A 26,196-nucleotide genomic window follows, 5' to 3' on the forward strand; every position below is an offset into this window, starting at 1 on the left:
CTCTGAAAAATTTTTCAGAGGTTTTTTGCGTTTAACCTTTATGATAGATAGTTGCTTTTTATCTTATGCTAACATGGCTTCAACATCTGCTGTTTTAACAGTCTTAACAATTCTTGCGGCAATTTTGTAGGGGTCACCATTAGATGCAGGGCGACGATCTTCTAACCATCCTTTCCATCCGTTTTCTACGGTAATAATAGGAATTCTAATCGAAGCACCTCTATCCGAAACTCCATATGAGAATTCATTAATAGATTGCGTTTCATGCTCACCTGTTAATCTTTGATCATTAAATTCTCCATAAACAGAGATGTGTTCTTTGGTAACTGGTCTGAATGCCTCACAAATTGTCTCATATATTTCCTTAGAACCACAAGTTCTCAATACCGAGTTAGAGAAGTTTGCATGCATACCAGAACCATTCCAATCTCCTTTTATAGGTTTTGGGTGATACTCTATGTAATATCCATATTTTTCAGTAAGGCGGTCTAATAAATAACGAGCAATCCAAATTTCATCTCCTGCTTTCTTGGCTCCTTTTGCAAACAACTGGAATTCCCATTGTCCACTAGCAACCTCCTGATTAATGCCTTCAAAATTAAGCCCTGCATCAATACAAAGATCAGCATGTTCTTCTACAAAACTTCTACCATGTGTATTTCTTCCTCCAACAGAACAATAATACATACCTTGTGGACCAGGATAACCGCCTACAGGAAATCCTAATGGCAGCTGAGTGTTCTTGTCCATAATAAAGTACTCTTGTTCAAAGCCAAACCAAAAGTCATTATCATTGTCATCAATAGTGGCTCTTGCATTAGATTCGTGCGGTGTTCCGTCTGCATTTAAAACTTCAGTCATTACTAAATATCCATTTCTTCTTGTAGGATCAGGATATATAGCTACAGGTTTTAATAAACAGTCTGAAGATCCACCTTCAGCTTGTTTTGTAGAACTACCATCGAAAGACCAAATCGGACAATCTTCTAGCTTTCCGCTAAAATCTTCTTCAATTTTTGTTTTACTTCTTAGATTAGCAGTTGGTTTGTAACCATCTAGCCAAATGTACTCTAATTTAGCTTTACTCATAATTAACACTTTATAAATTGAACTCTTAAAGGAGTCAAAATTAATTCATCTTTCTATATATGCAAAAAAAATAGGGGTATTTAAGTTGAAGTTATAATCATTTTTATTAACACCCTACTTTTTTAGGGGGTATTTTTGAAAATATTCAATTTTAAAAGTGTATATTTTTCATATTAACAATAGAAACTTATTTTATCTTTGCGGTAAAACTCACTCAATTATGTCAACACTTAGATTTCAAGCCCTAAAAGAAACATTAAATCGTAGCTCTGTAGTAGTTACTGAAACAGAACGCCGTTCTACTTTATTTGGTGAAAATGTATTCAACCATACCACAATGCTGCAATCTCTAACCAAAGATGCATATAGTAGCGTGATGGATGCTATAGAAAATGGTTCTAAAATTGACCGTAGAATTGCTGATCAAATAGCATCAGCGATGAAAGATTGGGCATTGTCCAAAGGGGTAACGCATTATACACATTGGTTTCAGCCATTAACAGGAGCAACAGCAGAAAAGCATGACGCCTTTTTCGAAACGATTGGTAATGGACAAGCTATAGAAAAATTTGGCGGGGGCCAATTGGTACAACAAGAGCCAGATGCGTCTTCGTTTCCTCATGGTGGTATCAGAAATACATTTGAAGCCAGGGGTTATACTGCATGGGATCCTACCTCACCCGCTTTTATTTATGGTACTACACTATGTATACCAACCGTGTTTGTCGCATATACAGGAGAAGCACTGGACTATAAAACGCCTTTGTTAAGAGCGCTACAGGCCATTGATCATGCAGCAACAGCGGTATCTAAGTATTTCGATAAAAATGTAAAAAAGGTTAATGCTTCTTTAGGATGGGAACAAGAGTATTTTTTAATAGATCATGCATTGGTACAATCCAGGCCTGATATCGTGATGACTGGTAGAACACTGCTTGGTCACTCTTCAGCAAAAGGTCAACAGTTGGATGATCACTATTTTGGTAGCATTCCAACCCGAGCCTTGAATTTTATGATGGATTTGGAAGTTGAATGTATGAAGCTAGGAATTCCTGTAAAAACAAGGCATAATGAGGTTGCCCCTAATCAATTTGAGTTAGCACCTATCTATGAAGAGACTAATCTAGCAGTGGATCATAATTCTCTTTTGATGGATATTATGGATAAAGTTGCTGATAGGCATAAGCTTAGAGTTTTATTACACGAAAAGCCTTTTGCAGGAGTTAATGGGTCGGGTAAACATAATAATTGGTCCCTTAGCACAAATACAGGGGTTAATTTACTAGGTCCCGGAAAAACACCAATGAGTAATCTGCAGTTTTTGACATTTTTTATTAATACTATAAAGGCTATTAATGAAAATGAAGAATTAATGAGGGCAGGTATTGCTTCTGCCAGTAATGATCACCGATTAGGAGCCAACGAAGCTCCTCCTGCAATTATGTCGGTGTTTATAGGGGAGCAGTTAACTGCTGTATTAAAAGAGTTGGAAGGGGTAACCGACGGTAAATTGTCACCAAAAGAAAAGACCGATCTCAAACTTAATGTAGTAGGTAAAATACCCGAAATTTTATTAGATAATACAGACAGAAACAGAACTTCTCCATTTGCGTTTACAGGAAATAAATTTGAATTTAGAGCTGTAGGCTCAAAAGCTAACTGTGCAAACCCAATGACAATCCTTAACACGATAGTGGCTAAGCAATTGGTTGACTTTAAAAAAGAAGTTGATATTTTGATTGATGAAAAAGGATTAAAAAAAGATGAAGCTATTTTTAACGTATTGCGAGAGTATATTAAGCAATCTAAAAATATTCTTTTCGAAGGAAACGGCTATAGTGCAGATTGGGAAAAAGAAGCAAAAAAAAGGGGGTTAAGTAATAATAAAACTACTCCTGAAGCATTAAAGGCAAAAGTCTCTGCCAAAAATATTAACCTTTTTGAAGAGATGGGAGTCATGAATGAAATTGAAGCCAAGGCTCGTTATGAAATAGAAATAGAAGAATATGTAATGCGTATCCAAATAGAAGGACGAGTGTTAGGGGATATCGCACGTAATCATGTCATCCCAACGGCAATACGATACCAAAACATGCTCATCAATAATGTTTCTGGTCTTAAAGAGCTTTACGATAGCGATTTTAAAAAGTATGCAAAGGAACAAATGGAAATTATTGAAGAAATATCAGGACATATCGGTAAAATTAATACCAAAGTTAATGAGATGACAGATCAACGCAGAAAAGCAAACAAATTAACAGATTTAGAGAAAAAGGCAGCAGATTATTGTAATAAGGTAAAACCGCTGTTTGATGAAATTAGATACAGTTGTGATAAATTAGAACTATTAGTAGATGATGAACTATGGCCATTGACTAAATATCGTGAGCTTCTGTTTACCAGATAGGTAAGAATTAACTTACGTTGTGTTTTTGTTAAGGGTTTTTTATCTAAAACCCGTTTTTCGCAAACCTTTTAAAAGTCATAGAAATCTCTTTTTATGACTTTTTTTTTATGTATTTCATCGAATAGTTAAAAAATTCGTAAAAACAGCCTTAATATTTTCATAAATTTGTCAATGTCAAAAAGGAACTTTTTTGACAATACCCCTTAGAGTCCCCCAAACAAAATTTTTACTTATTCAGATTATAAAGATTAGATTCTTCTATTTCTTTATAAGGGCTTATGTAGATTTTAAATTAGTAAACTCATTAATCATTTTAATTTATATTACGTATGAAAACAGTAATTCTTAGTCTAGCAACTTTATTAAGTGCTACAGTGATGTTTGCACAATCGAACACAAGTAATGTTACTCAAACGGGGGAGGATAACGTTGCTGATGTCATCCAAGTAGGTGATACAAATTCTTCTACAACAGTACAAGAAGGGATGGCCAACACGGCAACGGCAAATCAGGGGAGTACTTTATTTGCTTCTAGAAATGGTGTTGTAGAACAAACCCAAATCGGAAACAAAAATACTGCTACTGCTCAACATGAGGAGGACTTAAATCAAATTTATCAGATGCAGATTGGCGATGGAAACTCAGCTACAGCAACTCAGAATTTAGCTCTTTTTGGAGGAGGAAATTTGGCTGATCAACTTCAAGAGGGAAATGGGAATACAGCAACAATTTCTCAGGAAGGTATTTTAAACACAGCATTCCAGGCGCAGGTTGGGGATGAAAACTCTGCTACTGCTTTACAGGAAGGGATTTTTAATTTCAGTGACAGTAGTCAGGAAGGGGCTTTCAATACTTCTTCTATTGCTCAAATTGGAGATTTTAATGAAGCTCAGCAAATACAAGTGGGTGATGCCAATCTTGCAACAGCAGAGCAGTGGGGAACTAATAACGTTTTGATCCAGGATCAACAAGGAGGAGGAAACACGGCAACTTCTTTACAAGGAAGCAGTTTTTTTGACTCTAGAGGTGGAGAAGTGCAGCAAGTACAAATTGGAAACGAAAATGATGCGTTTGCAAATCATGAAGAAGATAATAACACGATTCTTCAAGGGCAATTAGGAGATGCAAACCGTGCAAGTGCTGTACAAAACCTAGGATCTTTTGGAGGTGATAACTTCGCAATCCAAATTCAATTAGGTAACGGGAATACTGCTATTGCATCTCAAAATGGAAGCAATAATATTTCAGACCAGTTTCAGAATGGTGATGAAAACTTCGCTGATGTAACACAGTCGGGAACAGATAATATTGCGGTTCAAACACAATCCGGTATGGGTAATAATGCAGAAGCGGTACAAGGAGGATTTTTCTTTACTTCCAGAGGAGGTCTTATAGAGCAAACTCAAACTGGTGAAGGCAATGACGCTTTTGCAAGACATGAAGAGGATAATAATACGATCATTCAAGAACAAACAGGAATTGGAAATGCCGCAGTTGCGACGCAAAACCTTCTTACTTTTGGAGGAGAAAATGTTGCAGATCAATTTCAGTTTGGAAATGGTAATATTACTGAATCTGTACAAGATGGAGAGAGTAATCTAGTACTTCAATTTCAATTTGGAGATGAGAATATCGCAGTTTCTGATCAACTAGGAACAACAAATACAAGTGATATCTTCCAATTTGGAAATGGTAACTTCGCACAGGATATTCAAACTGGCGTTAATAATAGTACTTTTGTTACTCAGTTAGGAGATCTTAATACTAGTACTATAATTCAAGCAGGAACTAATAACTCTGCAGTAGTAAATCAAAATGGATTTTAATCGTAAAGATTGATTAAAATTTTATATATTGAATAGAGTTATGCTTATATTAAAAATAAGGGCATGACTCTATTCTTCATTTTTTTAGAATTGAAAAAAGGATACCAATATGTACATGAGGGCTTTCGCATTTTTAATATTCTGTACCACAATATCATTTGCCCAGGATGTGAATAAGGAAAATGAGATCTTGATTACAGATCAGGATAAATTTATCACACTGTTGCAAATAAACAATATTGAGTTTCAGGGAAGACAAGATTTTTCATCTATTGCCACAGGAACAAATACAGTTTTTATCCAACAAATAGGAGCTAACAATTCTGCAATATCTAACATCGTAGCAGAGTCATCAGATATTAATATTTTTCAGAATGGAAATGAAAATAAAGTGGAAATAGAAGAATCAGCAAGAGAGATTGAAAAATTAATCACTCAAACAGGTAATAATAATATCGTATACGATTTTTCTTTCAATCCAAATGCATCTACTAGTTTAGAGCTAATTCAAGAAGGAGATAATTTGATTTTTGAACGTTTTGGAACTAATGAGCTTTCAAAAAATTTAAAATTCAAAATGACAGGTGAAGCTCGAACTATAATTGTTAGGAGTTTTTAATATTTTAAAGAAAAATATTCAATAGTGTTTCGATACTATTAAAACTATCTTACAATTGAAAACTATAAAATGAACTAATGAAACCAAAACTTTTAATACTTCTTTTACTGGTTTTTCAGGTTTCAATTGCCCAGCACACAAATACTGAGGTAATAGCGAAGATTAAAACAGAAATGGTAGATGAAACCATTACCGCGGTTGCCACTGCTACCAATACTACAGAAGTCTATAAGAGTTTAAGGTATATACTAACCGTTTTCAGAACAGATGCTCAAAATAATATTTCAAAAAATAGTCAAGAAGAAAGATTTACTCTAGAGGCAAATGAAACGAAAGAGCTTTCCAGTGGAACCATGAGTAGCAACGACCCCAACAAAATTGTGGTGCTCTTACTTATTTACGAGGACGATAAAATAATAGCAAAAGACCGTTTTGCATTTAACGAAGAAGTACAAAGAGAAGCAGAAAAAGTTGAGGCAGAAGATACATCTGATGATGGTGTAGAGTTGAAAGGTATTGTTATAGAAGAAACGAAAACAAAACCTGGCAGAGATTTTTATGAGTTTTTTTATAATTCTTATTCTCTTAATCAAATAAACGGCAACAAAATAGTTGGTGTATATGAGACATTAAGTTTTGGACGCACCACTATACTTCAAGTCAAGATAGAAGACATTGTTATTCATCAATTTATTAGCAAACCCGATTTGGAATATTTAGAACAAATGTCGAAAATTGCAGTAAGGAAAGTGTTTAAATATTTTAAGGATCTTAAAAAGCAGAAAAACGATATTTTCCAATATTAAGAATCATAAGAATGAAATCTATACTTATACCACTATTTTTCACCTTCTCGATCTGTACCTTTTCTTTCGGGCAAGATTTAGTATACCGACCGGTAAATCCAGCGTTTGGAGGTGATACTTTTAACTATCAGTGGCTTTTGAGTTCTGCAGAAGCTCAGAATACCTTTACAGATGATGAAGATGCTGGCAGAAACCAGCAATCGGATTTGGAGAGGTTCACTGAAAACCTCAATAATCAATTACTTAATCAGATATCAAGATCCTTATTTAATGAACAATTTGGACAAGATGGTCTTACCGAAGGAACTTTTAGTTTTGGTACTTTATTTATAGAAATCTTTCCCTCGGGAGAAGGCTTAGTCATCAATATTTTGGATACAAGTACAGGAGATCAATCCCAAGTAATAATTCCTAATTAATTTTTAATGCACTATAAATTTTATAAAGTAATTGCAATAATTTCTTGCGCACTTTTATTATCAGGATGTGGAGCATACTTCAATCAGCCAATTGTTATAGAAAATGCAAGAATGGGCGAGAGTACAAAAGTTACCAAAACCTTGAGAGATTTTCCAAACCCGATAGAGCCAGTGGTAGTAGGAGTGTATAAATTTCGAGATCAAACAGGTCAATATAAACCCACAGAAACCGGTAGCACATTTAGCACGGCAGTTACCCAAGGGGCTACAACAATCCTGATTAAAGCCTTAGAAGACTCAAAATGGTTTGTGCCAATCGAAAGAGAAAATTTGAGTAACCTGCTTAATGAACGTAACATTATCCGTTCCACCAGAAAAGAATATAGAAAAAATAAAAACCCTGATGAACCACAATTACCACCTTTGCTATATGCAGGAATTATTCTTGAAGGAGGGATTGTATCTTATGACACGAATATAATTACAGGAGGTTTAGGCGCAAGATACTTTGGAGTAGGAGCATCAACTCAATATAGGCAAGACAGAATTACGGTTTATTTAAGAGCCGTATCAACATCAAGTGGTAAGATTCTAAAGACTGTTTATGTGTCTAAAACTATACTATCACAAGCACTTGATGCCAATTTCTTTAGATATGTTACTTTCAGGAGGTTACTCGAGGCTGAAACCGGATTTACAAAGAATGAACCCACTCAAATGGCAGTATCAGAAGCTATAGAGAAAGCAGTAGAATCTTTAATTATAGAAGGGATCGAAGATAAATTATGGGCAGCAAATTCAGATACGCAAACTGTAAATGACATAATTACAAATTATAAGGCAGAACAAGACGAAGCTCATAATACGGCATTATACGAACGCTATTTTAAGGAAAGAAGAGGTAAAAAATCTATTTTTATTAAAGGAGGAACAGCATTAATTAACGGAGATTACAATAGTCCTGAATTATCATATTCTGTAAGAGCAGGAGCTAGATATTATTTTAATCCTTTTCTAAATGTTAATGCCAGCATTAATAAATTTGAGCTTACTAATCAAAATGCATTTTCAGAAGGGTTTAATGCTATTGATCTCAATGCAGAAGTAACACTTTTACCTTTTGAAAAATTGTCACCATTCTTTTTTGGTGGAATGGGAAATGTAAATACCGATGATTTTGATAGAACATTTTTTAAATTTCAGTATGGCGGAGGGCTGGAGTATTTGGTTTCTAATAATATCGGACTATCAATTAATGCTACTCACAGTGTCATTTTGGGCGATAAATTAGATAACATATCGCAAGGAAAGAGAGATGATCAGTATTTTAATTTTTCTTTTGGACTTAATTGGTATTTCGACAATCCAATTAAAATGAACAAAAAAGAAAGAAAGAAAAAGAAGGAGGACGGTGTAAAGCTTAAAGAACTTAGGGAGAGAAATCGAAAAATTAGAAAAGAAAATTTAAAACCAAGAGGGTAATATAGAATTAGGATGGCCTAAGATATTTGGGTATAATCGAATTTATTCCGTTTATAAAGCGGGAACTAAAATTAAAACGTGGCAAATAAGCCGTAATGAAGTGGATCTGATCAAAATTGTTTTAGGCAAATTCAATTCTTGTATAGCGCTATGTCGAAGTATGACTTTAAAAAAAATATGCATAAATAAATGAAAGGATTTATCATTAAAGTAGTAAGTGTTTTAACAGTGTTAGTTACAATTTCTTGTAGTGAGGATACTATTGATTTAGAAGGTTTGGGATCTGTAAAAGGAAGAGTGGTACAGGTAGGGACTAATGAGCCTTTAGAAAACGTAAAAATATCGACCAATCCAGGATCTAGTACAGTTTTTACGAATGCCGAAGGGTTTTATCTCTTAGAAAATGTACCCGCTGGTGATTATTCATTATCTGCACAAAAAGAAGGACTACTGGCGGTTTTTGAAGGTATAACCATTATTGCAGATATCGAATTAGAAGTAGTTTTTGAAATGGATATAGAAAGTGCTGGTAATCGACCTCCAGATGCGGCCACGCTTCTTTCACCAGCAGATAATACAGAAGATCTTCCGGTAGATTTGCAATTGGTTTGGAGCGCAGATGATCCCGATGACGATACACTTTTATTTACGGTTAGTTTAAGAAATGAGGATAATGCTACTGTAGAAGTATTTGAGAACATAGCCGATACAACCTTTACCATTACTGGTCTTTCATATAGAACAAAATATTTTTGGCAAGTAAGTTCAAACGATGAGATTAATGATCCAGTTAATAGTACAACTTTTGCATTTACAACAACCAACCCTCCTAATAATAGAATTGTTTTTACCCGATTAGTAGAGGGGAATAGTGTCATTTATTCTGCAGACGAGAGTGGAGGGACAGAGATAGCCCTAACTTCTATTTCAAAAAATAGTTTTAGACCAAGGAGAAATCCAACCACAGGAAAGATTGCATTTTTACAATCGGTCGGTTCGCAAACGCATTTATTTACAATGAACGAAGATGGGTCAGATGTTAGGCAAGTTACTTCTCAAGTTGGAGTGTCTGGATTTAATTTAGAAGAAGTTGATTTTTCTTGGGATGCTAACGGATCTAAATTGTTATTTCCTAATCAGGATAAATTATATTCAATAAATACAACCGGAAGCGGTTTAAGTCTGGTATATCAAACTACCAATGGCAATCTGATCACCGAAGTAGATAAGAACGAGAATACCGGAATCATTGCCATAAAAACAAATGATCTAGATGGATACTCTGTAGAAATATTCACAATCAATACCTCGGGCGTTGTTCAAAATATTATCTTATCTGGAGTAGCTGGTGCTGCAGGGGGTATTAACTTATCTGTAGATGGCTCTCAATTATTATATACTCGAGATGTTTCGGGATCCGAGAATACTACCTACCGCAGGTTAGATTCTCACATGTTTATTCATAATTTTAGTGGAGATCCTACTGTAGATATCTCGGTGAATAAACCATCAGGAACCAATGATTTAGACGCACGTTTTGCTCCTAACGAGGCAAGTATTATTTATGTAAATACTTCTAATGATGAAATTTCACCCAGAAACATTCAAACAGTTTTACTTTCCGATTTACAAGAGAGAGTAGGATTGCTAGAGAATGCTATGATGCCCGACTGGGAGTAAGAATAATTTGAAATTCTGAATTCGAAATTCTGAATTTCGACTATCTTTGCACTTTAATTTCCATTTACAATGAGTCAAGAAGTAAGTAAACGTTATGCGCAACGTGGGGTTTCTGCATCCAAAGAGGATGTGCATAGCGCAATAAAGAATATAGATAAAGGGCTTTTTCCGAAAGCGTTTTGCAAAATTGTTCCTGACTACCTTACTAATGATGAAGAGTATTGTCTCATTATGCACGCCGATGGTGCGGGAACAAAATCTTCTTTGGCATATATGTACTGGAAAGAAACAGGAGATATTTCTGTATGGAAAGGAATCGCACAAGATGCCTTGATCATGAATATTGATGATTTATTGTGCGTCGGGGCTACAGATAACATAATGTTGTCTTCAACCATCGGGAGAAATAAAAATCTTCTCCCTGGCGAAGTAATTTCGGCGATCATAAATGGTACCGAAGAATTACTTGAAGAATTGAAATCTTTTGGAGTTCAAATTCATTCAACGGGGGGTGAAACTGCAGATGTTGGCGATTTGGTACGCACAATCATTGTAGATTCTACAGTGATCGCCCGCATGAAAAGAAAGGATGTCATCGATAATGCAAACATACAACCGGGTGATGTAATTGTAGGATTAGCATCTTTTGGTCAAGCCAGCTACGAAAAAGAATACAATGGTGGGATGGGAAGTAATGGTTTAACGTCTGCGCGTCACGATGTATTCAGTAAAATTTTGGCAGAGAAATATCCAGAAAGTTTTGACCCATCAGTTCCTTCAGATCTTGTGTATTCTGGTAAGACAAAACTTACCGATGCTGTAAAAGGTGCTCCAATAGATGCCGGTAAATTGGTGCTGTCACCTACAAGAACTTATGCCCCTATTATTAAAAAGATTTTATCCAAATATGATAGTAAAACTATTCATGGCATGGTGCATTGCAGTGGAGGCGCACAAACCAAAATTTTGCATTTTATAGATAGTTTACATATTATAAAAGATAATTTATTTGATGTACCACCCTTATTTAAACTAATTCAGGAAAACTCTGGCACAAATTGGAAAGAAATGTATCAGGTTTTTAATATGGGTCATCGAATGGAATTATATGTTTCTCCGAAAATTGCCGATGAGATTATTACAATTTCAAAAAGTTTTGATGTAGATGCACAGATCGTGGGTAGAGTAGAGGCCTCTAAAGAAAAAAAGCTTACGATCAAAAGTGAATTTGGGACTTATACCTATCATTAGAATTATGTCATAATTCTGGCCCATTTCTGTCTAATCAAGTCGAGTTTTGGATATCCATGACTATGCTTTCCTAACACATAGTTATGGCTTCGGAAAAATAATGCTTATGCTTTTTATTCTAAAAAATGAAACGTAGAATGCGGATAAGCGGTATGAGCTTTGGACAAAAAAGCGTACTTTTGTAAATTCTACAGATTAGGAAGGATACTACTATGATTGATAAATTAAATATTGTGAAGCAACGATTTGACGAGGTGAGCGATTTGATCATCCAGCCTGACATCATTGCTGATCAAAAAAAATACATTAAGCTTAATAAGGAGTACAAGGATCTCAGAGCCATTATGGATGAGCGGGATCGTTACATAGAGATTACAAATAATTTAAAAGAAGCAGAAGAGATTATAGCCGATGGGAGTGATGCCGAAATGGTAGAAATGGCCAAGATGCAACTTGAAGAAGCAAAAGAAGAGCTGCCAGATCTCGAAGAAAAGATTCGCTTTATGCTGGTGCCTAAAGATCCTGAAGATGCTAAGAATTGCGTGGTAGAAATACGTGCTGGTACCGGTGGGGATGAAGCAAGTATTTTTGCAGGAGATCTGTTTAGAATGTACACAAAATATTGCGAAAGTAAAGGATGGAGTACAAGTGTGGTGGATCTTAATGAGGGTACTAGTGGAGGATACAAGGAAATTATCTTTGAGGTTAATGGTGAAGATGCTTATGGAACGATGAAGTTTGAAGCGGGTGTACATCGCGTACAACGCGTACCACAAACTGAAACACAGGGTCGAGTACATACCAGTGCAGCGACAGTAATGGTTTTACCCGAAGCCGAAGAGTTTGACGTAGAACTCGATATGGCAGAGGTAAGGATAGAAAGAACCACTTCTACCGGTCCTGGAGGACAATCGGTAAATACGACGTATTCTGCGATAAAGCTACACCACGAGCCTACCGGAATGATTGTAAGTTGTCAAGATCAGAAATCATCACATAAAAACCTTGAAAAAGCATTAAAAGTGTTGCGTTCTAGATTATACGAACTAGAACTGGCTAAAAAACAAGCTGCCGATTCCGAGAAACGGAAAAGTATGGTGTCATCTGGAGACCGTTCTGCTAAAATTAGAACCTATAACTACCCGCAAGGACGTGTTACAGATCATAGAATTGGCCTTACGTTATATGATTTGAGTAATATCATCGATGGCGATATTCAAAAGATCATTGATGAACTTCAGTTAGTAGAAAATACCGAAAAACTAAAAGAATCTAACGAGGTGTTTTGATGCCTCATAAATTTTCAACAAAAAAACCGAATCAAATCTTGATTCGGTTTTTTTACGTTTTTTTTTAAAAATCACTTACTCTAGTGTCTGATTTTTTTTCAAAAGTAAACCGTTGTGCGCCAATCGAAGCGTCTGCCATAAGTCCTTTTTTCGGTAAGACAAAAACCAAAATATCGTTTTTAAATTTTGTCTTTTTAGCAGTGCCTTTTTTGATTAAGGTAGCAGATATTTCTGCTGACAATTTAAATTTATTATTTTTAAATTTTTCTAAAGCATCTTCACTTTCGAAGAAGATTACTTCCCCGTATGTTTTTCCTCCCGCTTGCAATCCAACATCTATCTGTTTTAAGTTAGCTGTTCCAATATAAGTATTATTATCATAAACCACACCGTTACCAGATGCACCTCCTATGATGAACCCTCCCTCACCGATAGATGGAAAAATTGCATAACCCTTAGCAGTATCAAATAATGTTACTAGAGTTGGATCTTTTTCGATCATTTTTTGTTTTACCTTCATTGCTCTTTCATGAAGATCTTTTTCTTCTTTTACGTCTTTTTGTGCATATGTCCCTAAAGTGAAACATAAAAGCAAAACTGCAAGTATAGATTGTTGTAATCTCATAGTTGTTCTGTTTTTAAAAATGATTATAACATCGAAAGTATTAAATATGAACAGGAAAAATCGTTAACATGTAGTTATAGAATACTTATCATACTTATAATTGTTATCAATTTTTCTTAAAATTTAAAAAAATGTAAGCATAATTTTTTCTTTACAGTCAATAATGAAATCAATAGAGCACAAAGAGAAATTTACTTTGCAATTTAAGAGACGGCATTTGTTAAGTGTTGTTTTAATTTTTCGGAATTTTTTTTAGAAAATAGCAAATTCCTTCATTTTCTAAGAAAATGATTGGTTTTAACACTTTAATGAAATTTATGTAATTGGTTGGTTTAAGAAATCTCTTTACGCTTATAAGACCTAACAACAAAGTAAATTCCGGCAAGAATGAAAGGGATACTAAGCCATTGACCGGTAGAAAGAATATCGCCCAGAGAATCCTCAAAACCACCTTGGCTTTTCTTTACATATTCTACGATAAATCTCACTGTCCAAAGTAGAATTAAAAAGGCTCCAAATAAAAAACCTCGATTTTTTCTTTTATCTGTTTTCCAATAGATCAGCCATAAAATGACAGCAACAAAAATATATCCAAATGCTTCATATAGTTGTGCAGGGTGTCTATAAGGTACAGAGTCTAACAGATTAGAAAACTGGGGGTTTTCTACTATTGCGGCATAAGCATCATTTACATTACTTATTCCGGTTTCTTTTACAACTTCAGATTTTCGCAATCCATCTCTAACAAATTTGACCCCAAAAGGAGAATCTCCCGATTCATTTCCAATAATTTCAGAATTAAAAAAGTTCCCTAACCTTACAAAAATTGCTCCAAAGGCAACAGGAATCACAATCCTATCCAATACCCAAAGAATGTGTTTATTGATTACATTTTTAGAGTAGTAATACATGGCTACAATGACTCCGATAGCGGCACCGTGACTTGCGAGTCCCTGAAAACCAATGAACTCAAATTTTGGACTAAATCTAATGGGCAAGATAATTTCCAAAAGATTGTTTTTATAATAATCCCAATCATAAAAGAAAACATGGCCCAAACGAGCTCCAATAAGTGTTGCAACCACAGCATAAATAAAAATTGAATCCAGTTTTTCCATGGATATATTCTCACGGATGTAGATTTTTTTCATTAGATACCAACCTAAGGAGAAGGCAACCACAAACATTAAACTGTAGAAACGAATAACAAAAAAGCCAAGATCAATCCCTTCAATAGGGTTCCAGATTATTTTTGAGAATATCATGAATGAGTTTTATTTTTCGAAGGTAAATATAGGTATTTATATCAGAAACGAGCTCATGGAAAGCTGAATCACGATTTAACTCAAATATTTATTTAGTTGTCTTACTTAATTCATTTTTTCATTTTCTTTTCCAGGAACAGGGTCATAACCACTACCACCCCATGGGTGGCAACTAAAAATTCTTTTTACAGAAAGCATACCCCCTTTGAACAATCCATGTTTTTGCAATGCCTCAATCGTATAATGTGAGCAGGTGGGTTGATATCTGCACGTTGCTGGTGTTAACGGCGAAATCAAGTTCTGATATAGTTTTACCAAAACGATAAATGGAAATATCAATACTCGCCTTATGCTTGATCTAAAAGTCAAAATATATTAATTCAAAGAAAAAGTAGTGCCTTCACGGCTGTCTTTTAATTGTATGCCCATGGCAAGAAGTTCGTCTCTAATTTTATCGCTTGTTGCAAAATCCTTGTTGGCTCTGGCTTCTGTTCTAAGTTTAATTAATAGTTCCACCGTTCCTGAAAGTTTATCACTTGTATCAGAAGCAGCTTCATTAATATTTACTAGTCCTAAAACATCAAAAACAAAACCATACATAGTATGACGAAGTTCCTCTAAATCTTTGTTAGAAATAGATGCTTTTTGTTCTTTTACCGTATTAATGAATTTAACAGCTTCAAAAAGCTTGGCAATCAAAATTGGTGTATTAAAATCATCATTCATAGCATGATAACATTCTGATTTCCATTTTTGAACATCAAAACCTTCGGTTTTTTGATCTGTTTTTAAGAGTTCTACGGTTTGCATCGCATCCATTAATCTATAGAATCCTTTTTCTGAAGCTTCTAGCGCATCATTAGAAAAGTCTAAGATGCTTCTGTAGTGAGCTTGCATCATGAAAAAACGGACGATCGTGGCATCAAAAGGTTTTCCTAGAAATTCATTATCTCCAGTAAATAGCTCCATTGGCGATATAGTATTTCCTGTAGATTTAGACATTTTCTTTCCATTCAAAGTAAGCATATTTGCATGCATCCAATAGTTAACAGGAGTTTGACCACAGGCAGCTTCTCCTTGAGCAATTTCACACTCGTGATGAGGGAATTTTAAATCCATACCGCCTCCATGAATATCAAATTGTTCACCAAGGTATTTTGTACTCATTACAGTACATTCTAAATGCCAGCCCGGGAAACCATCGCTCCAAGGTGATGGCCATCGCATAATGTGCTGGGGTTCTGCTTTTTTCCACAGTGCAAAATCTTGTGGATTTTTCTTATCACTCTGCGCCGTAAGTTCTCTGGTATTGGCAATCATATCCTCCAGGTTACGACCACTTAGCTTGCCATAATGATTGGTTTCATTAAATTTTTGAACATCAAAATAAACTGACCCATTGGATATATAGGCAAAACCATTGTCAATGATGGTTTTTATGATTTCGATCTGCTCTACAATGTGGCCCGTAGCTGTGGGTTCTATACTCGGCGAAATTGCATTAAACTTAGACATTACACTATGGAAATCTAAGGTATAGCGTTGTACAATTTCCATCGGTTCGAGTTGTTCCAGACGAGCTTTCTTTGCCACCTTGTCTTCTCCTTCATCTGCATCATTCTCCAGGTGCCCGGCATCTGTAATATTCCTTACATACCTCACTTTGTATCCCAGATGTTTTAAATACCTAAATACCATATCGAAAGAAATAAATGTTCGGCAGTTTCCTAAGTGTACATTACTGTATACAGTAGGGCCACAGACATACATTCCTATGTTTCCTTCGGTAATAGGTTTGAACGTCTCTTTTTCTCCTGAAAGCGAATTATAAATTTTTAGTTCTTGAGTTTTGTACAAAGGAGCTGTGGTCATAATTTTAATTAATGCTAAGTAATGTATAAAAATCGGATTAAAATGTAGTGTCTAATTTAATATAATCCAGGAATTCTCTTCTTACAGACTTTTCTTTAAATTTTCCTCCAAATTCACTGGTAACTGTGCTGCTTTCTATATCTCTAATCCCTCTTGAATTTACGCACAAATGTTTTGCATCTATTACACAAGCAACATCCTTTGTCCCCAGGACTACTTGAAGATCTTGAACAATTTGCATCGTCATACGTTCCTGTACTTGTGGTCTTTTTGCATAATAATCAACAATACGATTCATTTTCGATAATCCTACCACAGTACCATTAGAGATATATGCAACGTGTGCTCTCCCAACAATTGGAAGTAAATGATGCTCACAAGTAGAATAAACCGTAATGTTTTTCTCTACCAGCATTTCACCGTATTTATAGTGATTCTTGAAAGTTGATGCATCTGGTTTTCGTTGCGGATGAAGACCAGAAAAGATTTCGTTCACAAACATTTTTGCAACGCGTTGTGGGGTTCCCTTTAAGCTGTCATCTGTAAGATCCAACCCTAGGGTTTCCATAATATGCTTTACGTCTTCTTTAATCAAAGCAATTTTTTCTTTATCACTAAGTTTAAAGGCATCTTCTCTAAGAGGAGTGGTAGCGCTAGTTGCTACATGATTATCACCTAGCGCTTCAATAGCTTCAAGGGCCTTGTCAATTTTCACACTTCAATTTTTTATAATTAATCAAAATCCCAAGAAGAATAATAAAGTGAGATGAATCTAAAAAAATGGTTTTAAATTTATCTCACTCTACTTCCTTTTTGGATTATAACGAGAAATAATTATATAATACTCTCGTTATATGGGTTGCAAAGATACGATTTTGTTGTTTTACTTGGTAAAAGCAATGTTAAACAATTGGATATATCTGTTTTCTTAAAGAAGTTCTGTATATTTAGAGCCCTAATCTAGACCTACACAAGAAAAATATAAATTTTAACGTTATATGAAAATGGCAAAAATACTTCCTCAGATTTCATTATTCTTGTTTCTCATGTGCATCAGCTCAACTTCGATGTTTGCTCAGTTAGACTTTGATGTAGCTTGTAGGACTTCACAACCCTTCTGTTCTGATGCAGCACAAGAATTAACATTTCCGAATATTACTGGTGAAGACATAAGTTTTCAAGGTTTGGGTTGTTTAGATAGTACACGTAATTCTTCATGGTATTTTCTAAGGATTGATGAAGCAGGAGAATTAATCTTTGATATTCAGCAGTGGGTTGATGGAAATGGCAATAGCAATTTAGATAGAGGGGAGCGGCAATTGGATGTTGATTTTATTGCTTGGGGACCCTTTACGACTTCTTTTATTAATTGTGAAGACGACTTGCCCCGAGGTTGTGATCTTAATGGCGACGGAGAAAATCTTCGGCCTGAAGAATGTGTAAATAATGTAGACGATCCAGATTTTTATACTACAGGCCCACTAGGCCTTGACAATACAGCTATTGTAGATTGTAGTTTTGCAAGAACTCCTGAAGAGAATATTTTTATAGAAACCTTTACTATACCTAATGCTCAATCAGGAGAATATTATTTCATTTTAATCACTAACTTTTCTGATGAAGCTGGTGTAATACAATTACAACAAACCAATTTGGAGGAGGATAATGCAGGTACTACCGATTGTAGCATTTTAGAGCCTGGAGTAGGGCAGGATATTGCTACTTGTGGCGAATTTCCTGTTTCGATAGAGGGGCGTTTTCCTGGTGCGATCACATATCAATGGAGGACAAGATCTTTAGGATCTGACCCTAACAGTTTTACCAATATAGGAGGTCAAACTGATACACCGGTTCTGGAAGTAGGTGTACAAGGCGTTTATGAATTAATTGGTTATTCGGATACCGCAGGAACAGTAGAAGTTGGAAGGGATGATTTAAACGTGGTAGATGTGTCTGCTATTGAAATCGCAATCACCCCTAATATTGCAGAAGAATCCTTTGCGGGAAGCTATACAGTCGCTGCCGAAATTGCCACAACTCCTATAGATATTCAGGCATTAGGATTTACTGATTTCGAACACAGATTAGAAAGAGATTTGGGTAATGGATTTATTGAGTACAGACCTTATCAGTCTTCACCGGTATTTGATAATGTCCCTCCTGGAGATTATCGCATTGTATCTCGATATAGAGATTGTCCCGCAAGTGAGAGAACCTCAGAAATTTTTATGATATTGGGTTATCCAAAGTATTTTACTCCAAATGGAGATGGGTTTCATGATACCTGGAGTTTGATTAATATTGAAGATCAACCTACTGCTTTGATTTATATCTTTGATCGATATGGTAAATTATTAAAGCAATTAAGACCGGGAGGTGCTGGTTGGGATGGTACTTACAACGGAAGAAATATGCCTTCTTCTGATTACTGGTTTAGAGTTGAATTTAATGAACCTAGAGATCCTAATATGAGAAGAAGGGTTTTTGCCGGTAGTTTTTCACTTATTAGATAATCAAAAGAAAAATAAAATAAAAAAGAAGCTTTCTGAAAAAGTTGTAATTCCCATCATAGCGAAGTAATATATCAAATTTAAGTAATGAGGTTTTTTGAGTCCTCTTTCTTAAACAGTCTCTTTTATACAATTCGTGTTAAAAGTTCATTCCTAGTGTAAATGTTAGGGTATCTCTGTACGAATCAACCACAGCGAAATTGTTAAAACTCGAGTTAGGAAAAAAGCGCTCTACACGTCGTTGCTCAACATAATCATAGGCAACATCAAATCTGAATTTTTCAAAACTATAACCAGCTCCTACAGAGAAGCCATTTTTATCACCAAGAATAAAATCATTTTTATAAGGACTTTCTTCAAAACTATATCCTCCCCGAACACTCCAGTTTCCATTTCTCCATTCACTACCAATTCGCACAACTGACGCTCCATGTAAATTAGTGTCAATATCTGCGTTTAGATCAGAGAAATCGTTTCCAAAATCAGAACTAAGTTTGATAGATGAGTAGTCTTTATATGAATAGTCTAGGCTTATCAATCCACGTTGGCTAAATAGAATAGCTATACTCCCTGTATAGCTAGCAGGGGTTCGTAATTCGTATTCAGGGAAAATGTTTATAACGTTAGGGTTTACAATTGCTCTCCCATCTGCATTGCTGAATGTTTCCAGTCGCTGTGTGGTTTCTTCTTCGATATAGTGCCAGGTTGGAGATTCATAAGAAGCTCCCAGACGAAGCATTTGAGATACTTTGGCAATACCACCAACTTGTGCAGAAAATCCTGCTCCACTTGTAGATAGTCTATTGGTAAATAGAACTTGGTTTATGTTGCTTCCGGTATTATTGTTTTCTTCAAAGAATTCAGTAACTCTGTCATAACTTATGAAGTGAGAGTTGAGATTAAATCCGAAGTAAAAATCCTGATTTATTTGGGCACCTAAATTAAGGGTAAACTTTCCATTAATACCTGTACTTTCGTAGTAATATTCTTGATCAAATCTACCGGGTGCGATATTCGAAAAATAAGAAGTATTATTAGGGTTGTCCAAATCATCGGCTTCTATTATAAATGTTTCATGACCCAAAAAAACTTGTTGCGCATCATATCCTTCTGTTTCGCCCAAAAATGTATATAGCTCATTTACACTTTCGCCAGCTCTTCTAGTTATCAAATTTAACGGAACTCCTTGGGCTTCCTCAAGAAAAAAACTATCGATTGAGTTTCTGCTTTGTCCAAAAGATAATAGTTCATCTGCATTGTCTGCGGTCTGATCATAAGTCAGACCAAGTGATATTCTATTAATTCCTGAAGATTCTTCGTTGAAGTAATCATATATAAAAATAGCACCAAATTGATTAAAATTTAAATTTGACGAACTGTTATTATTAAATCCATTGAAAAAAATGTCATCATTGTAATTTGAGTCATTATCAATAGAGGTTGAGGAAAGCGTCATAGAACCATAAGAATTTAAAAAAACAGCTGATCCTGCGGGGTTAATTTGTAACGCTGATAAATCACCTCCAAGTGCTCCAAAAGCACCGCTCATTCCTCGAAATCTTGCAGTTCCCATAATGTCTTGTTGTGAATAGCGCAAGGCATCTGTAATATCTTGAGCGTTCAAAAAAGGCATAGATAATACACCTATGACTAAGAATAGCTTTTTCATGTGTTTGATTTGTTTTTTAATCTATAGAACCTAACATGATTAAAATAATCATTGTCCTTGAGAAATAATGATTATTTTAATCATGTTAATTCCATTAAGTATTTAAACTTTAGAATTACAGAATATCATTAAAGTTAGAAAGATATTCGAGAAAGTTAGCTGATAATTATCAGGTTTTGGTTTATCCTCTGCCTCTTCCTCTGCTACCGCCTCTACTGCCACTGCTTCTTGATGATGATCTTCCGCCAGAACGTGAATACCCGCTACTACGAGATGAACTTCCCCTCGAATAACCTGAAGACCCTCTGCTTCTGGAAGAGGAGCTAGGAGAATATCCTCGGCTTCGACTTGAAGAGCCACTTCTTGCTCTTGTAGCAGGGCCAGAATACCTGTTAGAGCCACTTCTGCTTGCAGAAGAGGATCTGGACCTTGAATTGTAGGAACCGTCTGAGTAGCCAGAACTTCTGCTTCTGCTTCCGTCTGCTGATATTCTTCGGCGATTTGTATATCCTTGTCTATTCCCAGAATATGTAGAACTACGAGATCTTGTATTATATCTTGAATTGTTGTAAGCTCCGTTTCGACTTCTTGCAGCATAAGAGTTTCTTCCACCATTATAGGCAACATATCTATTTCTGCCATAATAACCTCGATAACCTCGGTTAAATCCATAGTGATGACCATAAAAACCTCTACCAAACCATGGATTACCCCATCCCCAGCCTGCGTTCCAACCCCAGCCTGCATTCCAACCCCAGCCAAGTCCCCATCCAGGGCCATACCATCCATTCCAGCCCCAGCCAAGTCCCCATCCTGGACCATACCATCCATTCCATCCCCATCCGGCATTCCAACCCCAGCCGAGTCCCCATCCTGGACCCCAGTTATTCCAGCCGTTGTCAAATATATTTACATTAACCTCAGTAGGATTGCTTCCCCATGTTGGTTGCCCAACTTCATAGTTTAAGGCTACTGCTGTGGTATCTGCACTATCATAATCTTCACTGGCATAAGAATCTACATCAGTAAAAACTTCATTTTGCTCGATTACATTGTCTATTTGTGATGATTTTTCAGAAAAGTAACTTGAATAATAATTAGTTTTTTTCTGGGTATTATTGTTATCAGGTTGTCTTTCAATATTTCTTTGACCAGTTGTTTGTTGGCCATAAATACCATCATTATAAGGTACATATTCATATGAACTACAAGACGTCAACAGTAGTGCACTAACCATAAGTAAAACTATGGCGACACCGTTTCTTTGAAAATAATTTTTAGGACGCATATCTTCTTATTTTATTGTTGAACATTACAAATTTAGTTAGTTTTGCGCTAACAAAATTATATTTAACAAAGTCACAACATTTGTGCCAAATAGCAATTTATGAGTAAGAATTTAACAAAACGTAGTGAAGATTATTCAAAATGGTATAATGAATTAGTCGTTAAAGCCGATCTTGCTGAGAATTCGGCAGTTAGAGGTTGTATGGTCATTAAACCTTACGGATATGCTATTTGGGAAAAAATTCAAGCAGAATTAGACAGAAAGTTTAAGGAAACCGGTCATCAGAACGCATATTTTCCTTTGTTTGTTCCCAAAAGTCTTTTTGAGGCAGAGGAGAAAAATGCTGAAGGATTTGCGAAAGAGTGTGCTGTAGTCACTCACTATAGATTAAAAACAGATCCTGAAGATGCTTCAAAGTTGATTGTTGATCCAAACGCTAGATTAGAAGAAGAACTTATTGTTCGTCCAACTTCTGAAGCAATTATTTGGAATACCTATAAAGGTTGGATCCAGTCATACCGGGATTTACCAATTTTGGTGAATCAATGGGCAAATGTGGTGCGATGGGAAATGAGAACTCGATTATTTCTTAGAACGGCTGAATTTCTATGGCAAGAAGGTCATACAGCGCATGAGACCAGAGCAGAAGCAATAGCCGAAACTGAACAGATGAATAATATTTACGCAGATTTTGTTGAGAATTTTATGGCTATACCTGTTATAAAGGGTAGAAAAACAGAGAGCGAACGATTTGCAGGTGCAGAAGATACCTATTGTATTGAAGCTCTGATGCAAGATGGAAAAGCCTTGCAAGCAGGGACATCACATTTCTTAGGTCAAAACTTTGCTAAAGCTTTCGATGTAAAGTTCACTTCTAAAGAAGGGAAATTAGACTATGTATGGGCAACTTCGTGGGGGGTTTCGACAAGACTTATGGGGGCTTTAATTATGACCCATAGTGATGATAACGGATTAGTTTTGCCTCCAAATTTGGCACCTATACAAGTAGTCATTGTACCTATATACAAAGGAGAAGATCAATTAAATCAAATATCTGAAGTAGCTCAAGAACTGGTTGCAGATTTAAGAAAGAAAGGTATTTCTGTAAAGTATGACAATCGCGATACGCATAGACCGGGAGCTAAGTTTGCCCAATATGAATTGCAGGGAGTTCCTTTGCGAATTGCAATTGGTCCTAAAGATTTAGAAAAAGGAACTGTAGAATTAGCTCGTAGGGACACCTTAACAAAACAATTTGTAGCAAAGAATGATGTAGTCGAAACCATTGAATCTTTGTTAAAAGAAATTCAAGAGAGTTTATATCAAAAAGCTAAGCAATTTAGAGATGAACATATAACAGAAGTAAATACCTTCGATGAGTTTAAAGAAGTGTTAGAAGGCAAAGGAGGATTTATCTCTGCGCATTGGGATGGAACCGAGGAAACAGAACAGAAAATAAAAGAACTTACCAAAGCAACGATACGATGTATTCCTTTTGATGCAAAAGAGGAGGAAGGGAGCTGTGTTTATAGTGGAAAGCCTTCAAAAATTCGCGTATTATTTGCTAAGGCATATTAAGTTTAGAAAAAAATAAAATAACACTTGCGCCATTAAAAAATAGTTGTATTTTTGCATCCGCAATTAGACAAATAACTATGGCCCGTTCGTCTATCGGCTAGGACGCCAGGTTTTCATCCTGGTAAGAGGGGTTCGATTCCCCTACGGGCTACGAATATTGATAATTGGTTGCACATTTAAAGTGAAAGCTATAAATTTGCAATCCTTGAAAAGGAAAAAATGGCCCGTTCGTCTATCGGCTAGGACGCCAGGTTTTCATCCTGGTAAGAGGGGTTCGATTCCCCTACGGGCTACAAATGTTATAGTAAGAAATTTAATAGTAGAGAGATGGCAAATCATAAGTCAGCATTAAAAAGAATTAGAAGTAACGAGACAAAGCGTCTTAGAAACAGATACCAGCATAAAACTACACGTAATGCTATTAAAAAGTTGCGTGAAGCTGATAAGAAAGAAGCAGAAACTCTGTTTCCAACTGTTGTTTCTATGCTTGATAAGTTAGCAAAGAATAACGTTATTCATAAGAATAAAGCTGCTAACCTTAAATCTCAGTTAGCTAAGCACGTAGCCGCTTTATAAATAAGTAGCAGTTCTTTACGATATATATAAGCTTTTCCATTTATGGAAGAGCTTTTTTTGTTTTATAAAAATGAAATTTATCACAGCATTGGTGTAACCAAAACCTTAGTTCTTTCGTCCTAAAGTAAAATTATAGGTGAAATGAACAAGAAAATTTCTCATTACTTAGAACTAGCAGCAAGATGGCACGTTTTCTTCCTATTGTTTATCTATGGATCTGGTAAACTGCTGGGAGGTCAATTTTATCGTAGAGGACATTTGCCAGACGAAATTGCTAATACTCCTTTAATTGAATTGAGTGGTTTTGATCTGGCCTGGAGTTTCATGGGCTATTCTTACGGATACATTTTATTTATAGGAATTTCACAGCTTCTAGGGGCATTTCTGTTGCTTTTTGAAAAAACTAAACTTTTGGGAGTCCTTATTTTAATACCTATTTTGACTAACATCATTGTTTTTGATATGATTTTTTTTGATAAATATGGAGCCCTAGCCAGTGCGATCCTATATTTTCTTTTGTTGCTTCTTATTTTATATTTCAATAAAGACAAATTAAAAAAAGCAATTCAGAGCCTTACCTATGTAAAAAAAGAACCAACTACTTTTGTGATCATGGAAAAATGGAAAACAGCACTTATTGTTGCTTTAATTATAGGTATAATTTTTGGTGTTGAACAAATCTTTGTTAATCTTTTGGGGCATTAGTCTTCGTTTTCTCTTCAATCCATCTCGACATAAATTCGGTACTTCTCAAGGTATGATATTGAAGCATATTTCCTATAAAATTTTGAGTGCGGTACTTTTCAAGATTCGATAATCTTATATTGATCATGTCAATAAGCAAAGGAGCAAATCTTTCTTTTTGAAAGCGTGTATTAATGATTTCTATTCCATTTTGTTGAGATTGTCGCCAAAGATTGTTGTCGTTATATAGTTTTATAGCTGCTTTGGCAAATATTGAAGGGTCGTCTGCAACAAAACCGTTCCAATCTGTATCTTCATCGAACATACCTTCGATACCGATAGAAGTTGTTACGCTTGGAGTGCCATAAAGCATAGCGTCTACAAGTTTTCCTTTGATTCCTGCACCAAATCTTATAGGAGCTAGGCAAATTCGGGCTTGCGATATTACTTCTTTAGTATTCTTGGCATGGCCTTTAATAAGAAACCCCTCTTTTTCGTTGTGTAACTGAATTGCCTTTGGTGTGGGATAAGCGCCATAAATATGAAGTTCTGTTTCTGGAAGTTCTTGTCTAATTAATGGCCAGATAGTTTGCTTAAGATATAAAACGCTGTTCCAATTGGGTTCATGGCGAAAGTTGCCAATAGTCATGAAATGATTTCTTTCTTCATAATCCAGCCATTCGTTTCTTATTTCGGGAGTAATAGTATCAAATAAGAATGGTAAATAACACAACAAATCCTCAGAAATTTTAAAAGTATCTTTCAGCAATGTCATTTCAAAATCTGAAATGATCAATGTAAGATCACAACGATAAATACTGGCAATTTCTCTTTTGGTGAAATCGCTTTCCAAAAGATCTTTTATTTTGAATTTTTTATTATTTTTGAAAGATGCTTGTCTTGTTTTTCGAAGACTATGTAGATCTTCAGTATTTAATATTTTTAGGGCTTTTGGACAATATTTTGATACTCTCCATCCAAATTGCTCTTCGATCATGAATCGATCAAACAGTATTATATTGGGTTGTAATTGCTTAATGAAATGATCAAAACTAGGATCATTGATTTCAATTTTAATCTTTGAAATCCCCAGATCATCAAAATCGATCATATATTCGCTATTTGCAGCGGGACTAGCAAAAGTCACTTTCCAATTCTGGGAAAGAAATAATTTTATAAGCTGTAGCATTCTGGTTCCAGCAGCAGTTGAATTGGGTTCGGGCCATACAAAACCAATAATTAGAATGTGATTCATGTTATT

At 35.5% G+C, this 26,196-nt stretch carries 22 protein-coding genes and 2 tRNA genes; 15 read left to right on the forward strand and 9 right to left on the reverse strand.

The features are described 5' to 3' along the window. Positions 1 to 63: 63 nt before the first annotated feature. Positions 64 to 1,089, reverse strand: a complete 1,026-nt coding sequence (locus tag ACFSJT_RS14085; RefSeq protein ID WP_378320932.1) for a glutamine synthetase beta-grasp domain-containing protein — start codon at positions 1,087 to 1,089, stop codon at positions 64 to 66. A 220-nt stretch (positions 1,090 to 1,309) separates the two neighbouring features. Between ACFSJT_RS14085 and ACFSJT_RS14090 the strand changes: the two genes are divergently transcribed. From ACFSJT_RS14090 to prfA, 9 genes are all read left to right on the forward strand, one after another. Then, complete coding sequence (locus ACFSJT_RS14090) at positions 1,310 to 3,496, forward strand: glutamine synthetase III family protein (RefSeq protein ID WP_378320933.1); 2,187 nt, start codon at positions 1,310 to 1,312, stop codon at positions 3,494 to 3,496. Between the two features lie 329 nt (positions 3,497 to 3,825). Beyond that, complete coding sequence (locus ACFSJT_RS14095; RefSeq protein ID WP_378320934.1) at positions 3,826 to 5,322, forward strand: hypothetical protein; 1,497 nt, start codon at positions 3,826 to 3,828, stop codon at positions 5,320 to 5,322. Positions 5,323 to 5,431: 109 nt separating this feature from the next. Further along, positions 5,432 to 5,941 (forward strand): hypothetical protein, encoded by a 510-nt coding sequence (locus tag ACFSJT_RS14100; RefSeq protein WP_378320935.1) that lies wholly within the window; start codon positions 5,432 to 5,434, stop codon positions 5,939 to 5,941. A gap of 77 nt (positions 5,942 to 6,018) precedes the next feature. After that, positions 6,019 to 6,747 (forward strand): CsgE family curli-type amyloid fiber assembly protein, encoded by a 729-nt coding sequence (locus ACFSJT_RS14105; protein ID WP_378320936.1) that lies wholly within the window; start codon positions 6,019 to 6,021, stop codon positions 6,745 to 6,747. An 11-nt stretch (positions 6,748 to 6,758) separates the two neighbouring features. Beyond that, positions 6,759 to 7,166, forward strand: a complete 408-nt coding sequence (locus tag ACFSJT_RS14110) for a curli production assembly/transport component CsgF (RefSeq protein ID WP_378320937.1) — start codon at positions 6,759 to 6,761, stop codon at positions 7,164 to 7,166. Between the two features lie 6 nt (positions 7,167 to 7,172). Further along, positions 7,173 to 8,648, forward strand: coding sequence for a CsgG/HfaB family protein (locus ACFSJT_RS14115; RefSeq protein WP_378320938.1), 1,476 nt, complete (start codon positions 7,173 to 7,175; stop codon positions 8,646 to 8,648). 189 nt (positions 8,649 to 8,837) lie between these two features. Next, the gene (locus ACFSJT_RS14120) at positions 8,838 to 10,328 is read left to right on the forward strand and encodes a carboxypeptidase regulatory-like domain-containing protein (protein ID WP_378320939.1); all 1,491 of its coding nucleotides are present in this window, start codon (positions 8,838 to 8,840) and stop codon (positions 10,326 to 10,328) included. 69 nt (positions 10,329 to 10,397) lie between these two features. Further along, a complete protein-coding gene (locus ACFSJT_RS14125) occupies positions 10,398 to 11,579 on the forward strand; it encodes an AIR synthase related protein (protein WP_378320941.1) in 1,182 nt (393 codons plus the stop codon). A gap of 212 nt (positions 11,580 to 11,791) precedes the next feature. Further along, the gene (gene prfA, locus ACFSJT_RS14130) at positions 11,792 to 12,868 is read left to right on the forward strand and encodes a peptide chain release factor 1 (RefSeq protein ID WP_378320942.1); all 1,077 of its coding nucleotides are present in this window, start codon (positions 11,792 to 11,794) and stop codon (positions 12,866 to 12,868) included. Positions 12,869 to 12,932: 64 nt separating this feature from the next. On the opposite strand, the gene ACFSJT_RS14135 is transcribed toward prfA, so the two are convergent. The 5 genes from ACFSJT_RS14135 to folE form a co-directional block, all read right to left on the reverse strand. Further along, positions 12,933 to 13,493, reverse strand: a complete 561-nt coding sequence (locus tag ACFSJT_RS14135) for a lipid-binding SYLF domain-containing protein (RefSeq protein WP_378320943.1) — start codon at positions 13,491 to 13,493, stop codon at positions 12,933 to 12,935. A 332-nt stretch (positions 13,494 to 13,825) separates the two neighbouring features. Further along, positions 13,826 to 14,758 (reverse strand): prolipoprotein diacylglyceryl transferase, encoded by a 933-nt coding sequence (lgt, locus tag ACFSJT_RS14140; RefSeq protein WP_378320944.1) that lies wholly within the window; start codon positions 14,756 to 14,758, stop codon positions 13,826 to 13,828. A gap of 105 nt (positions 14,759 to 14,863) precedes the next feature. Then, a complete protein-coding gene (gene yidD / locus ACFSJT_RS14145) occupies positions 14,864 to 15,109 on the reverse strand; it encodes a membrane protein insertion efficiency factor YidD (RefSeq protein WP_378321140.1) in 246 nt (81 codons plus the stop codon). A 24-nt stretch (positions 15,110 to 15,133) separates the two neighbouring features. Further along, positions 15,134 to 16,630 carry a cysteine--tRNA ligase gene (gene cysS / locus ACFSJT_RS14150; protein WP_378320945.1) on the reverse strand — a complete coding sequence of 499 codons (1,497 nt, stop codon included), beginning with the start codon at positions 16,628 to 16,630 and terminating at the stop codon, positions 15,134 to 15,136. A gap of 37 nt (positions 16,631 to 16,667) precedes the next feature. Next, positions 16,668 to 17,345: a GTP cyclohydrolase I FolE gene (gene folE / locus ACFSJT_RS14155; RefSeq protein ID WP_378320946.1), complete on the reverse strand. Its 678-nt coding sequence runs from the start codon at positions 17,343 to 17,345 to the stop codon at positions 16,668 to 16,670. Between the two features lie 289 nt (positions 17,346 to 17,634). On the opposite strand from folE, the gene ACFSJT_RS14160 reads away from it, so the two are divergent. Continuing rightward, positions 17,635 to 19,143 carry a T9SS type B sorting domain-containing protein gene (locus ACFSJT_RS14160; protein ID WP_378320947.1) on the forward strand — a complete coding sequence of 503 codons (1,509 nt, stop codon included), beginning with the start codon at positions 17,635 to 17,637 and terminating at the stop codon, positions 19,141 to 19,143. Positions 19,144 to 19,279: 136 nt separating this feature from the next. Here ACFSJT_RS14160 and ACFSJT_RS14165 read toward each other — a convergent pair whose 3' ends face one another. Both ACFSJT_RS14165 and ACFSJT_RS14170 read right to left on the reverse strand, forming a co-directional pair. Then, complete coding sequence (locus ACFSJT_RS14165; RefSeq protein WP_378320948.1) at positions 19,280 to 20,809, reverse strand: OmpP1/FadL family transporter; 1,530 nt, start codon at positions 20,807 to 20,809, stop codon at positions 19,280 to 19,282. 181 nt (positions 20,810 to 20,990) lie between these two features. Next, a complete protein-coding gene (locus tag ACFSJT_RS14170; RefSeq protein ID WP_378320949.1) occupies positions 20,991 to 22,097 on the reverse strand; it encodes a hypothetical protein in 1,107 nt (368 codons plus the stop codon). A 99-nt stretch (positions 22,098 to 22,196) separates the two neighbouring features. Here ACFSJT_RS14170 and proS point away from each other — a divergent pair, with 99 nt between their 5' ends. From proS to ACFSJT_RS14195, 5 genes are all read left to right on the forward strand, one after another. Next, positions 22,197 to 23,675 (forward strand): proline--tRNA ligase, encoded by a 1,479-nt coding sequence (proS, locus tag ACFSJT_RS14175; RefSeq protein ID WP_378320950.1) that lies wholly within the window; start codon positions 22,197 to 22,199, stop codon positions 23,673 to 23,675. 79 nt (positions 23,676 to 23,754) lie between these two features. Next, positions 23,755 to 23,826 (forward strand) — tRNA-Glu (locus tag ACFSJT_RS14180). Between the two features lie 70 nt (positions 23,827 to 23,896). Then, positions 23,897 to 23,968: transfer RNA gene (locus ACFSJT_RS14185), tRNA-Glu, on the forward strand. Positions 23,969 to 24,002: 34 nt separating this feature from the next. Then, positions 24,003 to 24,251 carry a 30S ribosomal protein S20 gene (rpsT, locus tag ACFSJT_RS14190; RefSeq protein WP_378320951.1) on the forward strand — a complete coding sequence of 83 codons (249 nt, stop codon included), beginning with the start codon at positions 24,003 to 24,005 and terminating at the stop codon, positions 24,249 to 24,251. 141 nt (positions 24,252 to 24,392) lie between these two features. Continuing rightward, on the forward strand, positions 24,393 to 24,956 hold the full coding sequence (locus ACFSJT_RS14195) for a hypothetical protein (protein ID WP_378320952.1): 564 nt from the start codon (positions 24,393 to 24,395) through the stop codon (positions 24,954 to 24,956). On the opposite strand, the gene ACFSJT_RS14200 is transcribed toward ACFSJT_RS14195, so the two are convergent. Then, positions 24,937 to 26,190, reverse strand: coding sequence for a glycosyltransferase family 4 protein (locus tag ACFSJT_RS14200; protein WP_378320953.1), 1,254 nt, complete (start codon positions 26,188 to 26,190; stop codon positions 24,937 to 24,939). The two genes, ACFSJT_RS14195 and ACFSJT_RS14200, sit on opposite strands and share 20 nt — an antisense overlap. Between the last annotated feature and the right edge of the window lie 6 nt (positions 26,191 to 26,196).

The sequence above is a fragment of the Aquimarina celericrescens genome (assembly GCF_042682765.1).
GTDB lineage: Bacteria > Bacteroidota > Bacteroidia > Flavobacteriales > Flavobacteriaceae > Aquimarina > Aquimarina celericrescens.

Excerpts from the sequence above, each read along its gene's own strand:
- ACFSJT_RS14090 (WP_378320933.1), top strand. The coding sequence starts at position 1,310 with ATGTCAACACTTAGATTTCAAGCCCTAAAAGAAACATTAAATCGTAGC.
- ACFSJT_RS14135 (WP_378320943.1), bottom strand. The coding sequence starts at position 13,493 with ATGAGATTACAACAATCTATACTTGCAGTTTTGCTTTTATGTTTCACT.
- cysS (WP_378320945.1), bottom strand. The coding sequence starts at position 16,630 with ATGACCACAGCTCCTTTGTACAAAACTCAAGAACTAAAAATTTATAAT.
- ACFSJT_RS14160 (WP_378320947.1), top strand. The coding sequence starts at position 17,635 with ATGGCAAAAATACTTCCTCAGATTTCATTATTCTTGTTTCTCATGTGC.
- ACFSJT_RS14170 (WP_378320949.1), bottom strand. The coding sequence starts at position 22,097 with ATGCGTCCTAAAAATTATTTTCAAAGAAACGGTGTCGCCATAGTTTTA.
- rpsT (WP_378320951.1), top strand. The coding sequence starts at position 24,003 with ATGGCAAATCATAAGTCAGCATTAAAAAGAATTAGAAGTAACGAGACA.
- ACFSJT_RS14085 (WP_378320932.1), bottom strand. The coding sequence starts at position 1,089 with ATGAGTAAAGCTAAATTAGAGTACATTTGGCTAGATGGTTACAAACCA.
- ACFSJT_RS14115 (WP_378320938.1), top strand. The coding sequence starts at position 7,173 with ATGCACTATAAATTTTATAAAGTAATTGCAATAATTTCTTGCGCACTT.
- ACFSJT_RS14105 (WP_378320936.1), top strand. The coding sequence starts at position 6,019 with ATGAAACCAAAACTTTTAATACTTCTTTTACTGGTTTTTCAGGTTTCA.
- ACFSJT_RS14120 (WP_378320939.1), top strand. The coding sequence starts at position 8,838 with ATGAAAGGATTTATCATTAAAGTAGTAAGTGTTTTAACAGTGTTAGTT.
- prfA (WP_378320942.1), top strand. The coding sequence starts at position 11,792 with ATGATTGATAAATTAAATATTGTGAAGCAACGATTTGACGAGGTGAGC.
- lgt (WP_378320944.1), bottom strand. The coding sequence starts at position 14,758 with ATGATATTCTCAAAAATAATCTGGAACCCTATTGAAGGGATTGATCTT.
- ACFSJT_RS14165 (WP_378320948.1), bottom strand. The coding sequence starts at position 20,809 with ATGAAAAAGCTATTCTTAGTCATAGGTGTATTATCTATGCCTTTTTTG.
- ACFSJT_RS14200 (WP_378320953.1), bottom strand. The coding sequence starts at position 26,190 with ATGAATCACATTCTAATTATTGGTTTTGTATGGCCCGAACCCAATTCA.
- ACFSJT_RS14110 (WP_378320937.1), top strand. The coding sequence starts at position 6,759 with ATGAAATCTATACTTATACCACTATTTTTCACCTTCTCGATCTGTACC.
- ACFSJT_RS14195 (WP_378320952.1), top strand. The coding sequence starts at position 24,393 with ATGAACAAGAAAATTTCTCATTACTTAGAACTAGCAGCAAGATGGCAC.
- ACFSJT_RS14125 (WP_378320941.1), top strand. The coding sequence starts at position 10,398 with ATGAGTCAAGAAGTAAGTAAACGTTATGCGCAACGTGGGGTTTCTGCA.
- ACFSJT_RS14095 (WP_378320934.1), top strand. The coding sequence starts at position 3,826 with ATGAAAACAGTAATTCTTAGTCTAGCAACTTTATTAAGTGCTACAGTG.
- proS (WP_378320950.1), top strand. The coding sequence starts at position 22,197 with ATGAGTAAGAATTTAACAAAACGTAGTGAAGATTATTCAAAATGGTAT.
- ACFSJT_RS14100 (WP_378320935.1), top strand. The coding sequence starts at position 5,432 with ATGTACATGAGGGCTTTCGCATTTTTAATATTCTGTACCACAATATCA.